The sequence below is a fragment of the Microbacterium sp. Beta genome, from assembly GCF_005502545.1.
In the GTDB taxonomy this organism is placed as follows: domain Bacteria; phylum Actinomycetota; class Actinomycetes; order Actinomycetales; family Microbacteriaceae; genus Microbacterium; species Microbacterium oxydans.
Map to the genome: position 1 here is coordinate 1 of NZ_SCOG01000020.1, position 14,780 is coordinate 14,780.

The window sequence follows — 14,780 nt, forward strand, 5'->3', positions numbered from 1 at the left end:
ATGCAGCCGATCAGCGACGCGAACAACAGCAGGTAGATCGCGGAGAACCACACCGACCCGAACACGTCGTGCAGCTGCAGCAGGTCCACCGCCCACATCCAGCCCGGGTTGGTCTTGTCGAACTGGATCACCCCGTTCGGGTCGGAGGAGCGTTGCGGGATCAACGACCCGGGGATCGCGGCCACCGCGAGCAGCAGCAACAACACCAGGGCGGTGCGCATGCTGGTCAGCTGCCGCCACGCCCACCGCGCCCACCCCGACACGCTCAGGCGCGGATTCGTGGGCTCGTCCACCGGCCGGTCGACGTGATCGGCGGGCAGCTGCGGGGCCTGCTCACTGCGGATCGACACGCGCATCCCCCCTCCCCCGGACGGGTGCGCGGCGGCGGGCGCGCCAGGAGGCGTGGGCGAGCAGCCCGACCCCCAGTACGGCGGCCACCAGGGCGGTGAGCACGTTCGCTTTCAGCCCGCCGGCGAGCAGCTCGGTGGGATCCAGCCGGATGGACTCCAGCACCGCCCGCCCCGCCCCGTACCACAGCAGGTACACGCCCAGACTCCGCCCGGCGCCCAGCGTGATCCGGCCGTGCCGGCGACGGTGATGCTCGAGCAGCACGATCACGGCGGCACCGGCCAGGTTCCACAGCAGCTCGTACAGGAACAGCGGATGAAACAGGGTCCCCGCCGGGGTCCCCGGCGGGATCGCGGGGGCTGAGGGGTCGATCTGCAACCCCCACGGTAAGGCGGTGGGCGGGCCGAACAGCTCCTGGTTGAAGTAGTTCCCCAGCCGCCCCACCGCCTGGGCGACCAGCATCCCCGGCGCGAGCGCGTCCAGGAACAGCAGCACCGGGATCCCGGCGCGACGGGTGCCGATCACAATCCCGACCAGCCCGCCCAGGATCGCACCGAAGATCGCGATCCCGCCCTCCCAGATGTAGAGCACCCGCCACAGGTCCGCGCCAGGGAAGAAGTAGTCGCCGGGATGGGTGAGCACATGGTAGATCCGGGCGCCGAGGATCCCGAACGGCACCGCCCACATCGCCACATCCACCACGACCCCGGCCGGGTGCCCGACCGCCCGCAGCCGACGGCCGGTGATCAGCACCGCCAGCACGATCCCGGCCAGGATCGCCAGCGCGTAGAACCGGATCTGGAACGGACCGACCTGCACGAAGCTGATCCCCGGGCTCGGGATCAGCGCCGGAGCCACAATGAGGAGTGCGTCCATCAGGACCTCACCCTCGCCGGAAGCCACGCCAGCGGGTCCACCGCTTCGCCTCCGGTGCGGATCTCGAAGTGCAGGTGTGCGCCGAAGCTGCGCCCACTGTCCCCGACCCGGCCGACCATCTGCCCCACCCGCACGGTCTGTCCCGGGGTCAGGGCGAGGGACCCTTCCCGCATGTGCGCGTACGCGCTTTCCACGACCTGCCCGTCGATCTCGTGCCGGATCACCACGTACACCCCGTACGCGCCGCCCTGCTCCGTCGCGGTGGTGACCACCCCGTCGGCGATCGCCTGGATCGGGGTGCCGATCCCGGGGGTCATGTCCAGTCCGGCATGGAAATTTGAGCAGGACGGGCATGGCGGGGTGCGGTACCCGAACGTGCTGCTGATCGGCACTCCCACGGTGAACGGCCACTGCACCGCCGATGCCGGGTCGTTGGTGAATGTGTCCGCGGTGTGCGCGTACGACTCGGTCCCGACGGGGGCGGTCACCGCCACCGTGTAGTCCCCGCGCACCATCACCGTCCCGGTGACGGTGTCGGGGGTGGTGAACGACTGGGCGCGCACCGGGGTGCGGGTCGCCTCGACGGCGAACACCGGCTCCGGCGTCAACGGGATCAGCAACGGCAGTCCGGCGATCGACGCGACCGGGAGCATCACCGCGCCGGCGAGCATCCGGGATCGGGTGAGCGTGCGGCGCGGCGCGTGTCGAGGTGTCCGGGCGGCACGGGTGGGCCGACGGCGTCGATCGCGTCGCGTCTGGACGGGTGGGGAAGACAGGGCGGCTCTCGCCGCACGGCGCGTCCCGGTACCGGGAGTCGGGGTGGAGGGGGCGGGTTCGGGCATACAAGACTTTCCTGGATGAGGGGGACGATGAAGGTGCGCACGGTCGCCGTCACACGGTCCAACCGGGAGCCGCGGCCCGGAGTGCACGGCGAGAATCCGGGATCGGATCACCCATGGCGCTGCCGCAGACGGGTCGCGCTCGCCTGCGGGCCGCACATCGTGGACCGTCGGCGACATCACGCGCCGGCGGCGGCTCAGGCGGCGGGCGCGGGCGGGGTGCTGATCAGGTGCGGCTGATCGACAGCACGATCAGGGAGGGCCGCAGAAGAGGCGACCCGGACGTGAACGAGCCCGACCTGCCGGGGAGGGATCGCAGCCACGCCAGCAGCGACATCCACCCGTCCCGGGCCGGGAGCACCAGGATGAGCAGGGTCAGCAACGCGAGCAGACACGTCACGGCAGCGAAAGCATGAGACGTCCCGCAGACCGTCTCATCGCACGAGGGCGTCGCCACCCCGCTGACCAGGACATCAGCGGCGGCATCGGGGGCCGCAACGACTGCGGAGGCGGACACGACAGTGCCCGCCTGGTCCTCTTCCAGACTCAGCGAATGCATCGCAAGCAGCCCCGCGATGATCGCGGTCACCGCGGCCAGGTAGAACCACAGGGCACGCCGGGACCCGAGTGCCCGCCGTCGCGCCACCACCTGGTTCACCGTCGACGCCCCTTCCTCGATCACGCCCAGCATACCCCGGGCGGGTAGCCATCCCCGAAGCGATACCCATCCTGGATACCCCGGATGGGTATATGCTGAGTGGTAGGGGGCACCCGCTCCCGTGCGTGGTGTTCTGACCGTGTCGCGGAGGCAAGGCACCGCTACCCTGGACGGGAAGGAGGTCGGTCGTGAACGTGATTCGCTCGCACGCGCGTCTGACCCCCGGGGTGCGACGGCTCCTGCTGGCCGCTCCGATCGCCCTGGCGATCATCACCGGGCTGCTGTCCATGCACGTCCTGACCGGTTCCCACCAGCCCGCCCTGGCATCAGAGACCAGCGCGATGAGCACGCACAGCCAGGTCGGCTCCGCACCAGCCGCCGCCGACGATACGCCGATGACCGCAGCTGCGGCGGAGGGCGCTGGAGGGCATTGCCAGGACGGGTGCGGCAGCCCTGCGGGGATGCCGGATCACTCGATGCTGATGATGGTGTGCGTGCTGGCGCTGCTGGCCGCGGTGATCGTCCTGCTCGCCCCGACGTCCCGTGCCCTTCTCACATACGCCGTAGCCCGCTCGCGCTCCCATACCCGGACTCTGCTGGCCGGATTGCCGCATCCCCGCCCGCCTTCACTGCTTGTCCTGTCCATCAGTCGCACCTGATTCCGCCTGAACCCCGGCGACCCTTGCCGGGGATGCTGCACCCTGCCCTCCCGGGCACTGATCAGACCCTCACCGACTGAATAGACAAGGACACCCCTGATGCGTTTTCGTACTCTCACGCTGACCGCCGGCGCCCTGGCCACCGTGCTCGTGCTCGCCGGCTGCGCCCCCACCGACGGCACCATGCCCGGCATGGACCACGGCTCCGGGGGGATGACCAGCACCGCCCCCTCCCAGTCCGCCGCCGCGTTCAACGCCGCGGACGAGATGTTCGTGACCATGATGATCCCGCACCACCAGCAGGCCATCGAGATGGCCGATCAGATCCTCGCGAAAGACGGCATCGACGAGCGAGTCGTCTCCCTCGCCGAGCAGATCAAGACCGCACAGGACCCGGAGATCCAGACCATGAAGGGCTGGCTGGAGGAGTGGGGCGTCCCGTACGACGACTCCATGTCCGGGATGGACGGCATGGACATGGGCGGCGGGATGATGTCGGAGGACGACATGGCCGCTCTGGATGCCGCGACCGGGGTCGAGGCGACCCGCCTGTTCCTGAACGGCATGATCGCTCACCACCAGGGCGCCGTGACGATGGCGCAGTCGGTGCTCACCGACGGACAGAACACGGACGTGGCCGCCCTCGCGCAGCAGATCATCGACGGGCAGACCGCCGAGATCACCACGATGCAGGACATCCTCGCCAGCCTCTGACCCGGTACCCCTCGGACGGGACCCGCGCTCCCGTCCGAGGCCCCACCCTCGACCCCTGTGCGGTCACCGGTATCCGGCGTACCCGCACGGAAAGGCCCTCCGTTCATGATCTCTCCCACCACCCGCAGACTGGCGATCACGGCCACCGTCACCGTCGCGCTGCTGCTCACGGGCTGCAGCACCACCCCTGCGGAGCCCGATGCACCCGCGAGCACCGCGGCCGGGTTCGGGCATGTGCACGGCATCGTCGACGACGGTGACGGCACCGTGCTGCTGGGCACCCACACCGGCCTGTACACGCTGGGCGAGGACGGCACCGTCACCGGCCCGGTCGGTGGCATCGATCTGGACGCGATGGGACTGACCGCTACCGGTGACACCCTCTACGCGTCCGGACACCCCGGCCAGTCCACCCCGGCGGAGCTCGGCGCCCCCAACCTCGGCATCATCCGCAGCCTCGACGCCGGCGCCTCGTGGGAACCGGTCGCGTTCACCGGGGAAGAAGACTTCCACGTCCTCACCGTCACCGGCGACGGCACCCTGTACGGGATCGGATCCTCCCGCCCGCTGCTGCGCACCAGCAGCGACAGCGGGCAGAGTTGGGCGGACGGTGCCGAGCTGCCCGCCGTCGACCTGGCCGCCGCGACCGACGGCACCCTGTACGCCGCCACCCAGGACGGGCTGCAGCACAGCACCGACGGTGGCGCCACCTTCACCCCGGCGCCGGACGCGCCAGTGCTGTACCTGGTGGAGACCGACCCAACCGGTGGGGTGGTCGGAGTGGACACCGACGGGATGTTGCGACGTCTGGTCGGCACCGGTTGGGAGGACGTCGGCACCACCACGGGAACCGTCCAAGCCCTCGGGGTCACCGGGGACGGTGCGATCGTCCTGGTCGATGACCGCGGCGTGGTCTGGATCCGCGACACCACCGCCACCGTTCTCATCCCGGCGGCAACACCATAACCACCGTCATTCGCACCTGGCGCGACCCGAGCGGCCGCGGATCGGAAGGAGACCGACCATGACCCCCACACCGGCACCCCCCGCGTGGGCGCACCGCACCACTGATGCCACCGCCGAGCAGTTGGCGGCGGTGGATGCGTGGTGGCGGGCGGCGAACTATCTGAGCATCGGGCAGATCTACCTGCAGGGTAACCCGCTGCTGCGCCACCGCCTCATCCGGGACGACATCAAGCCGCGGCTGCTGGGCCATTGGGGCACCACCCCGGGCCTGAACTTCCTCTACGCCCACCTGAACCGCGCCATCCGCGACCGCGACCTGAACACCCTGTACGTGACCGGGCCCGGGCACGGCGGACCCGGCATTGTCGCCAACGCCTACCTGGACGGCACCTACACCGAACGCTACCCGGGCATCGACCGCACCGAAGAGGGGCTGCGGGCGTTGTTCCGGCAGTTCTCCTTCCCGGGCGGGATCCCCTCGCACGCGTCCCCCGAGACGCCGGGGTCGATCAACGAGGGCGGGGAGCTGGGCTACTCCCTGGTGCACGCCTACGGGGCCGCGTTCGACAACCCCGACCTGCTGGTCGCCTGCGTGATCGGTGACGGGGAGGCAGAGACCGGGCCGTTGGCGACCGCGTGGCACGGTAACAAGTTCCTCAACCCCGCCGCGGATGGGGTGGTGCTGCCGATCCTGCATCTGAACGGGTACAAGATCGCCAACCCGACCGTGCTGTCCCGCATCCCCGAGGAAGAGCTGGTCGCGCTGCTGCGCGGCTACGGCCATCACCCCCACGTCGTCACTGTCGGCTTCGATGGCGAGACCCCGCAGGAGTCCCACGCGACGTTCGCGGCGGTCCTGGATGCGGTGCTGGATGAGATCGCGGACATCAAGGCCGCCGCGGCGGCCGGGACGTTGGAGGGGCGGCCGGCGTGGCCGGCGATCGTGCTGCGCAGCCCGAAGGGGTGGACCTGCCCGAAGATCATCGACGGTCTGCCGGTGGAGGGCACCTGGCGGGCACACCAGGTGCCGCTCGCCGAGGTCCGCGACAATCCCGAGCACCTGCGGATCCTCGAGGACTGGCTGGCGTCCTACCGCCCGCACGAGCTGTTCGACGTGACCGGCGCCCCCCGCCCGGCCACGGTCGCGATCGCCCCGGACGGGGATCGGCGGATGAGCGCGAACCCGGCCGGCAACGGCGGACAACTCACCGTCCCGCTGCGGCTCCCGGACTTCCACAAGCACGCGCAGCCGGTCGACCCGGCCGAGCGGGGTGCGGGAACCGGGGAAGCGACCCGCGTGCTGGGCGAGTGGCTGGCGGGGGTGATCCGGGACAACCCGGACAACTTCCGCATCTTCGGCCCGGACGAGACCGCCTCCAACCGGCTCGCCCCACCCGTCTACCAGGCCACCGGCAAGCAGTGGAACGCGGCCGTGGAGCCCGTCGACGAGCACCTGGCCCCGACTGGGCGGGTGATGGAGGTGCTCAGCGAGCACCAGTGCCAGGGCTGGCTCGAGGGCTACGTCCTTACCGGCCGGCATGGGCTGCTCAACTGCTACGAGGCGTTCACCCACATCGTCGACTCGATGTTCAACCAGCACGCCAAATGGCTCGAAGCGGCCCGGGAGGTGTCGTGGCGGGACCCGATCCCGAGCTTCAACTACCTGCTCTCCAGCCACGTCTGGCGGCAGGACCACAACGGGTTCTCTCACCAGGACCCCGGGTTCATCGACCTCGCCCTGAACAAGAGCCCCGACATCGTCCGCGTCTACCTGCCGTTCGACGCGAACACGCTGCTGTCCACCTACGACCACTGCCTGCGCTCGGCCGGGTACATCAACGTCGTCGTCGCCGGGAAGCAGCCCGCCCCGCAGTGGCTGACGATGGACGAGGCGATCGAGCACTGCACCCGCGGGCTCGGGATCCTGCCGTGGGCGGGCACCGAAACCGAAGGCACCGAGCCGGATGTGGTGCTCGCCGCCGCCGGCGACGTCCCCACCCTCGAGACCCTCGCCGCGGCGGCGCTGCTGCGCGAGCACATCCCCGACCTGAGAGTGCGGGTGGTGAACGTGGTCGACCTGACCCGGCTGCAATCCGAGGACCAGCACCCGCACGGTCTCCCGGACCGGGAGTTCGATGCGATCTTCACTCCCGACAAGCCGGTGATCTTCGCCTACCACGGCTACCCGTGGCTGATCCACCGACTCACCTACAAGCGCGCCGGACACCAGAACCTGCACGTGCACGGCTTCCAGGAGCGCGGCACCACCACGACCCCGTTCGACATGGTCATGCTCAACGACCTCGACCGGTACCGGCTGACGATCGACGTCCTCGACCACGTCCCGGGCCTCGCCGCCCGCCACGCGGAGCTGCGGCAGGAGCTGCAGGACGCCCGCCTGCATGCCCGCGCCCACACCCGTGAGCACGGCACCGACATCCCCGCCGTCGCCGACTGGCAATGGCCCCACCCCGACACCACCGACCCCGCCATCCGGAAGGAACCGAAATGAGTGACACCAGAACCGTGACCCTGCAGGTCAGCGGCATGATCCGCGCGACCTCCAAGAACGTCACCGAAGCCCACCTGAGCCGACAACCCGGAGTGATCGCTGTCGACGCGAACCCGGTCTCACAGACCGCGACCGTCACCTACGACCCCGAGACCACCTCGGTCGCCCACCTCCAGCAATGGGTCATCGACTGCGGCTACCATTGCGCCGGCCAGTCCGTCCCCGACCACATCTGCCCTCCCACCGGCGACGCACACGACCACGGCGCCCACGACCACGCCGGCCCCTCAGCCGACGGCGCACAAGAACCGCAGGCGGGTCACGACGCGCGCCAAGGCCACACGGATCGCACAGGCCACGCAAACCACGAGGGTCACGCAGGCCATCACGACGACCCCGTCCACGATCACGCCGCTGGCCACGACCACACGCACGCCCCGTCGGCGACGGCGGATGACGGTGAGCAAGCCGGTCACCACGTCGAGCACGCCGGTCACACCGCGGCCGCGGGTGGGCACGATCATGGTGCAGCGTCGGGTCACAGTGCGCAGGAGATGATGGGCCACGGTGGGCACCACGGCGGGATGTCGATGGACGCGATGATCCGCGACATGCGCAACCGGTTCCTGGTCGCGCTGATCCTGTCGATCCCGATCACCCTATGGTCTCCGATCGGGCGGGAGGTGATCGGATTCGAGGTGCCGGCCCCGTTCGGGCTGCGCGATGACGTGTTCATGCTGATCCTGTCGCTGCCGGTGATCTTCTACTCCGCGTGGATCTTCTTCGACGGCGCCTACCGGGCGCTGCGCGCGAAGACCCTCGACATGATGGTGCTCGTCGCGGTCGGAGTCGGCGCCGGCTGGCTGTACTCCCTCGCGGTCACCCTCACCGGCGGCGGTGAAGTGTTCTACGAAGCCGCCACGGTGCTTGCCACCTTCGTGCTGCTGGGGCATTGGGTGGAGATGCGCGCCCGCGGCGGCGCGAACGACGCCATCCGCACCCTCCTGGAGCTCGCACCCTCGCAGGCGGTCGTGATCCGTGACGGGCAGGAAGTCGAGATCCCCACCAGCGAGGTCGTCCCGGGGGATCTGATGCTGGTGCGGCCGGGGGCGAAGATCCCCACCGACGGTGTCGTGGAATCCGGAGAGTCCGAGGTGGACGAGTCGATGGTTACCGGCGAATCCATGCCGGTGGACAAAGCGCCCGGGTCGGAGGTGATCGGAGCGACCGTGAACACCGTCGGCACCCTCCGCGTCACAGCCACCAAAGTCGGGTCGGACACGGCGTTGGCCCAGATCGTGAAGCTCGTGCAGGAGGCGCAGAACTCCAAAGCCCCCGGACAGCGCCTCGCCGACCGGGCAGCGTTCTGGCTCGTCCTGGTCGCCCTGATCGGCGGCACCCTCACCTTCCTGGTGTGGCTGCTCGCCGGCGCTGCAATCCCGATGGCGATCCTGTTCGCCATCACCGTCGTCGTCATCACCTGCCCCGACGCCCTCGGATTGGCGACGCCGACGGCGATCATGGTCGGCACCGGGCTCGGCGCGAAACGGGGCGTGTTGTTCAAGAACGCCTCCGGGATCGAAACCGCCGCCCACATCGACACGGTCGTGTTCGACAAGACCGGCACCCTCACCAAGGGGGAGCCGGAGGTCACCGACTACATCCCCGTCGGCAGCGACGAGCTCGAGACCCTCTCCCTCGCGGTCGCGTTGGAGCGGGAATCCGAGCATCCTCTGGCGAAAGCGATCGTGAATTACGCCGACACCCGCGACATCCCCCGTCGCACCGCGACCGCGTTCCGAAACGTCACCGGGCAGGGCGCGATCGCCACCGTCGACGGTCGACAGGTCGTCCTCGGCAACCCGCGCCTTCTCACCGGGGAGGGGATCGACATCAGCGGGGTGCAGGCCGCTCAGCAGGACCTGGCTGGGTCCGGCCGCACCGCGATCCTGTTCGCCGTGGACGGGCAAGTCGCCGGGATCATCGGTCTCGCCGACGCACCCCGGGACACCGCAAAGACCGCGATCGACGCTCTCCACGAGCAGGGCGTCGAGGTCGCAATGCTCACCGGGGACAACAAGCCCACCGCCGACCGGATCGCCGCTCTCCTCGGCATCGACACCGTGATCGCGGATGTGCTCCCCGAGGACAAGTCCGCGAAGGTCGCCGAGCTGCAGAAGACGGGCAAGAAGGTCGCGATGGTCGGCGACGGCGTCAACGACGCCCCCGCCCTCGCCCAGGCCGACCTCGGCATCGCGATCGGCGCCGGCACCGACGTCGCCATCGAGACCGCCGACGTGGTCCTGATGCGCTCGGACCCGCTCGATGTTGCGATCGCACTCAAGATCGGCAAGGGCACACTGCGAAAGATGCGGCAGAACCTGGGCTGGGCCATCGGATACAACGCCGCCGCCCTCCCCATCGCCGCCGGCGTGTTCTACCCGGCGTTCGGGATCATGCTGTCCCCGGAGATCGCCGCCCTGTCGATGTCCGGTTCCTCCGTGATCGTCGCCGTCAACGCCCTCCTCCTCAAGCGGCTCCGCCTGCCCGCCCAGGCGCCCGCTGCGACGACCATGCAGAAGGAGCCCGAACATGCCTGACCGTCCGCTCTCTCCCACACCGTCCTCCCCGATGCTGCTGACCCGACGAGGTGTGCTCGGACTCGGACTGGGCGCCGTCGCGGCAGCCGTGCTCGCCTCCTGCACCCCCGCGCCGCAATGGGTGACACCCACCGGCGCAGCGGTGTCCGGCACGGAGAAGAACCGCGGCGGCACCGGCCGAGTCACCACCGTCGACCTCACCGCCGCCCCCACCACGCTCGACCTGGCCGGTACCGCCGCCGCCACCTGGGCGTTCGGAGGTATCCCCGCCCCGGTAATCCGGCTCACCGCAGGCGACACGCTGAAAGCGACCGTCCGCAACCAGCTCGACGCGGACACCTCCGTGCACTGGCACGGACTCGCCCTCCGCAACGACATGGATGGGGTCCCTCCGGTCACCCAAGCCCCCATCGCCCCGGGCGGACAGTTCGCATACGAGTTCGTCACCCCGCATCCGGGCACCTACTGGTTCCACCCCCACGTCGGCCCGCAACTGGACCACGGCCTCTACGGTGCGCTCATCATCGACGACCCGGACGAGAAGGTGACGTGGGACGACGAATGGGTGCTGATCCTCGACGACTGGCTCGACGGCGTCACCGCCACCCCGGACCAGGTCCTCACCGACCTCTCGAAGGGCATGGGAGACATGGGCGGGATGGGCGACATGTTCATGCGGATGGGGAACCTGCTGATGGGCGCCACCTCCGACCTGCTCGGCGGCGACGCCGGCGACGTCTACTACCCGCACTACCTCATCAACGGCAAACCCAAAGCCGACCCCGCCCAATTCACCGGCACTCCTGGTGCCCGGGTGCGGATCCGTGTCATCAACGCCGGCAGCGACACCGCGTTCCGGTTCGCGATCGGCGGCCACACCCTGACGATCACCCACACCGACGGGTTCCCGGTGGATCCTGTCGAGGTCGACAGTGTCCTGATCGGGATGGGCGAACGCTACGACCTGCAGGTCACCCTGGACGATGGGGTGTTCCCTGTCGTCGCCGACGCGGAAGGCAAGCAGGATCGCGCGTTCGCGCTCGTTCGCACCGCCGCTGGCACGGCTCCGGCCAGCGACGTCCCCGTCGCCGAGCTCGGCACCGGCAGGGTCGGCACCGCTGCCGGACTGAGCGCGACCGCCTCCGTCACCCTGCACGAGGCGTCCCCCGACCGGGTCGTGCACCTCGCGCTGACCGGGGGGATGGAGGCGTACGACTGGGGGATCAATGGGCGCCGGTTCGACATGAACGACCCGTTGCGGGACGCGCACGCGGTCAGTATGGGGGAGCGGGTGCAGTTGCGGATCCGCAATGACACCGAGATGTGGCATCCGTTCCACCTGCACGGCCACACCTACCAGCACGCGAACGGCGGCCCCCGGAAGGACACCTCCATCATCCTCCCGGGCCAGACCCTGACAGTCGACTTCGACGCCGACAACCCCGGCCAGTGGGTCGCGCACTGCCACAACATCTACCACGCCGAGACCGGCATGACCACGGTGCTCGGATACCAGTCATGAACCGCGCGTTCATCCCCAGCACGGGAGGATGATCGCGCGGGCGATCGGACGGCGGCGGCGGACGTCAAGTCTAAGTGGACTTCCTACTCTTATGTAGGGATCTGCCATTTCGCGCGGAATCCTGCTGACGAAACTGCTGCCAATTAGCGTGGAATCCCCGAGTTCTCCGCCACCTTGACCGGGAACCTACACAACTGACCTGTAGGTTCCGCGTGAAGATGGCAAAATCCACCGCTACTTGTCAGTCACTTGGCAGTACTGCCAACTAGCGAGGGTCCGCGAGGCTCGCTAGCAATGGAACGAACGCGGGATGTCGGAGGCTGTGAGTAGCCTCGGTCCATAGTCGGTACTCCTCACACCGTTGCCACCAAGACCAAGATCGCAAGGACCAGATGGAAACTCTTGCCAGTCAGTTCGAAGACGCTGTATCGAACGTGACGATCAGCCCGGACAAGCAGAAGCTCGCGATCGCGGCGCACACCGAGGTGCGAAACCTTCTCGAGTCTGATGCGGTTCTGCGTGAATGGGGAGTCGACTCGATCCTGATTGGTTCGTATGCACGCCAGACAGGTCGACACCCCGGGAAGGACGTTGATATCTTCCTGCGCTTTACCAAGTTGTCGATTCGAGACAACCCCTCGTTGATCTACGACCGTGTCGCGCAGTTGTTGATCCGTCAGTACGGGCGGGTCGAAGATGGTGGCAGGGTCACGCTGCAGGCGAGGAGCGTGAAGGTGGATTTCGGTCCTCCTTCGGCCCGGCCCGACCTCGGGTTCAGTGTGGATGCCGTACCGGCAGTGCCGTGGGGTGAACACTGGGGAATCCCGGCTCGAGATCGAACGGACTGGTCTGATGCAAACACGCGATGGATGAAGACGAGCCCCGTGGCGTTTGCAGATGCGTCGGCGGCGTTATCGACACGGACAGCGAGCCCGACCGTCGGTGACCGCAATGCCTACAAGCCGATCGTGCGGCTCCTGAGGCAAGTCCGTCACACGCATCTTGGCGAAGCTCGTCCCGGCGGACTGTACGTCGAGATCGCCGCCTACTACGCCTGGGAGGCGAATCGCGTCAGTGGTGGGTCTTGGGCGGAGCTCCGTGCGGCATCTCTCCGTCAAGTAGGCATCGAGTTCAGTAAAGCGGTCACCAACGGAATGGCTGATCCCATCCTTGGTACTTCACTCACGCCGGGACTTTCTGCTCAACAGTGGCGCACAGCCGCGAATCTGTTCATCGAGTTGGCCGACAAAGCGGACGAAGCGTTGTCTTCTGACCGGTGTGGCGCAGCGAAGATCTGGCGTGACATCCTGGGCACAAACGAGCGCGGACAGATCCTCCCGTTGCCTCCGGGATGCGCGGCGGACGGAAGTGTTGTTCCTCGCATCACCGCGGTGTCGGCTGTGGGTCCGACACAAGCGCGAGGATTCGCACTGTCCACATGACTGAGAAGCTCCGCCGGCCGTACGTGCATGATCAAGCGGCTTTCGAGGCGTTCTGCTCTGAACTCGTGCGCGCCGGGTTCAGTCCTCTTCCGGATGCGAATCAGGCGCGATGGACCGGGCCCTTACCTGAAGTACTCTCCGATCTCACCGACGCGGACGCAATGTCCGTCACGATCGTCGACGGGTGGCCGGCGGTCGCGGCGAAAACAGCAGTCCCAGGGCTGATTGCAGATCACGTCATGCCCGGAACGGGGTACATCTGTCTATGGGCAGACGACGACCCTGGCCAGCTCGCCGGGCAGACGTGGGAAGGGCTTCGAGGGCGACTGGAGCAATGGGCTGAGAGCGCCAAGACAGCCTTCGGTCCCGAAGGCGGCGCGCTTGACGCCTGGGCGATGTTCGAGGGGCTGTCGCCCCGCCGGGCTGAGATCGACTTGCCGGGCCTCGTGGGAACGAATCCAAGGAACGGTGACGTTCACGTCGTTCATGGCAAGGCAGACGTGCTGCTCACCCTGACTCGGGGGCCGGCTGCCGATCATCCGCTCGAAGGCGTGGTGCTCTACCGTAGTGTCGTCCGGCAAACGCCACGAACCTTTGACGCATTGCTGTCCTGCTTGACTCGTCGCCAGCGTGAGAACCTGATGCATGGAGTGGGGAGACGCGCCGCCGTCGAAGAGGGCAGGGCGAGCGGCGGGTACGATTTCGCCGTCCTCGTATGGCCGAAGCATGGACAGTTCGAAGCTTTGGTGCTTTCCTTCTCCGGCGACAAAGACTCGTTGGGTGCCGTGCCACACATAGCCTCACCCCGAGATGTCGCCAGCAGACTACGTCGGGCGGGAGCAGACGCGGCGATCCTCCGGACCCGGCGTGTTCTTCTCGTAGGCGTCGGGGCCATCGGCGGACAGGTCGCTCTCACCCTCGCCTCCAGCGGTACCGGCGTACTTCATCTCAGCGATGATGATGAGCTCCGCTCGGTGAACTTGGTTCGTCACGTGTTGCCCGCGCACATGGTCGGATACACGAAGACGTCCGGACTGAAAGTCTTGATTGAGAGCGCCTCCCCCTGGTGCGAGGTCACCACCCGGGAAGGAATATCGGCGAACCCGGAGGAGGTAGCGGAAGTTGTTCGAGGCTTCGATCTTGTGGTCGACTCCACGGGCATGTTCGCGACCACGTTGGCCATCGCGCAAGCGTGTGCCATTGAGCAAGTGCCGTTCCTCACCGTCGCGCTCTTCCGGGAGGGGCGAGCCTTTCGAATCCGGCGCCAACTCACCACAGATACCCCGCTTGTGCGACGTGCACCACCCGAGTATCCGGTCATTCCCGCAGGGGAAGAGAGTGGGTTGACGGGCTTCCTCGAACTCGGGTGCACATCACCAGTGCACAACTCGCCTCCGGCAGCGGTCACCCGTGCCGCAGCTGACACCGGTCTCGCCGCAATCGCCATACTTGCGGGCCGCTCGCGCGATGCAGAAGACACCGTGACCGTGCTGGACGGCCTCGATGCAGAGCCTTTCGATCGACCCGGAACGTACGGCTTCCCTGCGGCGCCAGGTAAGGCTTCCGTTGCGGAGGCTATTGATGAGTAGGCCGATGGTTCTGTTCTCAGAATCGACGCTGGAGCGGATCGACCTTGCGGCGACC

General features: G+C 68.1%; 12 protein-coding genes. 8 read left to right on the forward strand and 4 right to left on the reverse strand.

Translation table 11 applies throughout. The features are described 5' to 3' along the window. The 4 genes from FFS56_RS15785 to FFS56_RS15800 form a co-directional block, all read right to left on the reverse strand. Nucleotides 1-356 (reverse strand): cytochrome c biogenesis protein ResB (locus FFS56_RS15785; RefSeq protein WP_137772331.1); only part of this gene is annotated, 356 nt, incomplete at its 3' end. After that, nucleotides 334-1,224: a prolipoprotein diacylglyceryl transferase gene (gene lgt, locus FFS56_RS15790; RefSeq protein ID WP_101307116.1), complete on the reverse strand. Its 891-nt coding sequence runs from the start codon at nt 1,222-1,224 to the stop codon at nt 334-336. The genes FFS56_RS15785 and lgt, both read right to left, overlap by 23 nt. Then, nucleotides 1,224-1,895, reverse strand: a complete 672-nt coding sequence (locus FFS56_RS15795) for a M23 family metallopeptidase (RefSeq protein WP_157831541.1) — start codon at nt 1,893-1,895, stop codon at nt 1,224-1,226. The genes lgt and FFS56_RS15795 overlap by 1 nt, the downstream gene beginning before the upstream one ends. Nucleotides 1,896-2,289: 394 nt before the next feature. After that, nucleotides 2,290-2,754: a DUF6153 family protein gene (locus tag FFS56_RS15800; RefSeq protein WP_101305243.1), complete on the reverse strand. Its 465-nt coding sequence runs from the start codon at nt 2,752-2,754 to the stop codon at nt 2,290-2,292. Nucleotides 2,755-2,909: 155 nt separating this feature from the next. On the opposite strand from FFS56_RS15800, the gene FFS56_RS15805 reads away from it, so the two are divergent. The 8 genes from FFS56_RS15805 (at nt 2,910) to FFS56_RS15840 (ending at nt 14,725) form a co-directional block, all read left to right on the forward strand. Continuing rightward, nucleotides 2,910-3,380: a DUF6153 family protein gene (locus FFS56_RS15805; protein WP_005049599.1), complete on the forward strand. Its 471-nt coding sequence runs from the start codon at nt 2,910-2,912 to the stop codon at nt 3,378-3,380. Nucleotides 3,381-3,479: 99 nt separating this feature from the next. After that, nucleotides 3,480-4,094, forward strand: coding sequence for a DUF305 domain-containing protein (locus FFS56_RS15810; RefSeq protein ID WP_101305245.1), 615 nt, complete (start codon nt 3,480-3,482; stop codon nt 4,092-4,094). 105 nt (nt 4,095-4,199) lie between these two features. Then, on the forward strand, nt 4,200-5,060 hold the full coding sequence (locus FFS56_RS15815; protein ID WP_101305246.1) for a F510_1955 family glycosylhydrolase: 861 nt from the start codon (nt 4,200-4,202) through the stop codon (nt 5,058-5,060). 58 nt (nt 5,061-5,118) lie between these two features. Then, complete coding sequence (locus FFS56_RS15820) at nt 5,119-7,572, forward strand: phosphoketolase family protein (RefSeq protein WP_137772192.1); 2,454 nt, start codon at nt 5,119-5,121, stop codon at nt 7,570-7,572. Next, a complete protein-coding gene (locus FFS56_RS15825) occupies nt 7,569-10,172 on the forward strand; it encodes a heavy metal translocating P-type ATPase (RefSeq protein ID WP_101305248.1) in 2,604 nt (867 codons plus the stop codon). The genes FFS56_RS15820 and FFS56_RS15825 overlap by 4 nt, the downstream gene beginning before the upstream one ends. Beyond that, nucleotides 10,165-11,694: a multicopper oxidase family protein gene (locus FFS56_RS15830; protein WP_127012859.1), complete on the forward strand. Its 1,530-nt coding sequence runs from the start codon at nt 10,165-10,167 to the stop codon at nt 11,692-11,694. The genes FFS56_RS15825 and FFS56_RS15830 overlap by 8 nt, the downstream gene beginning before the upstream one ends. Nucleotides 11,695-12,086: 392 nt before the next feature. Then, the gene (locus FFS56_RS15835; protein ID WP_137772191.1) at nt 12,087-13,136 is read left to right on the forward strand and encodes a nucleotidyltransferase; all 1,050 of its coding nucleotides are present in this window, start codon (nt 12,087-12,089) and stop codon (nt 13,134-13,136) included. Then, on the forward strand, nt 13,133-14,725 hold the full coding sequence (locus FFS56_RS15840; RefSeq protein ID WP_164734133.1) for a ThiF family adenylyltransferase: 1,593 nt from the start codon (nt 13,133-13,135) through the stop codon (nt 14,723-14,725). Before FFS56_RS15835 ends, FFS56_RS15840 begins: the two co-directional genes overlap by 4 nt. Nucleotides 14,726-14,780 lie beyond the last annotated feature (55 nt).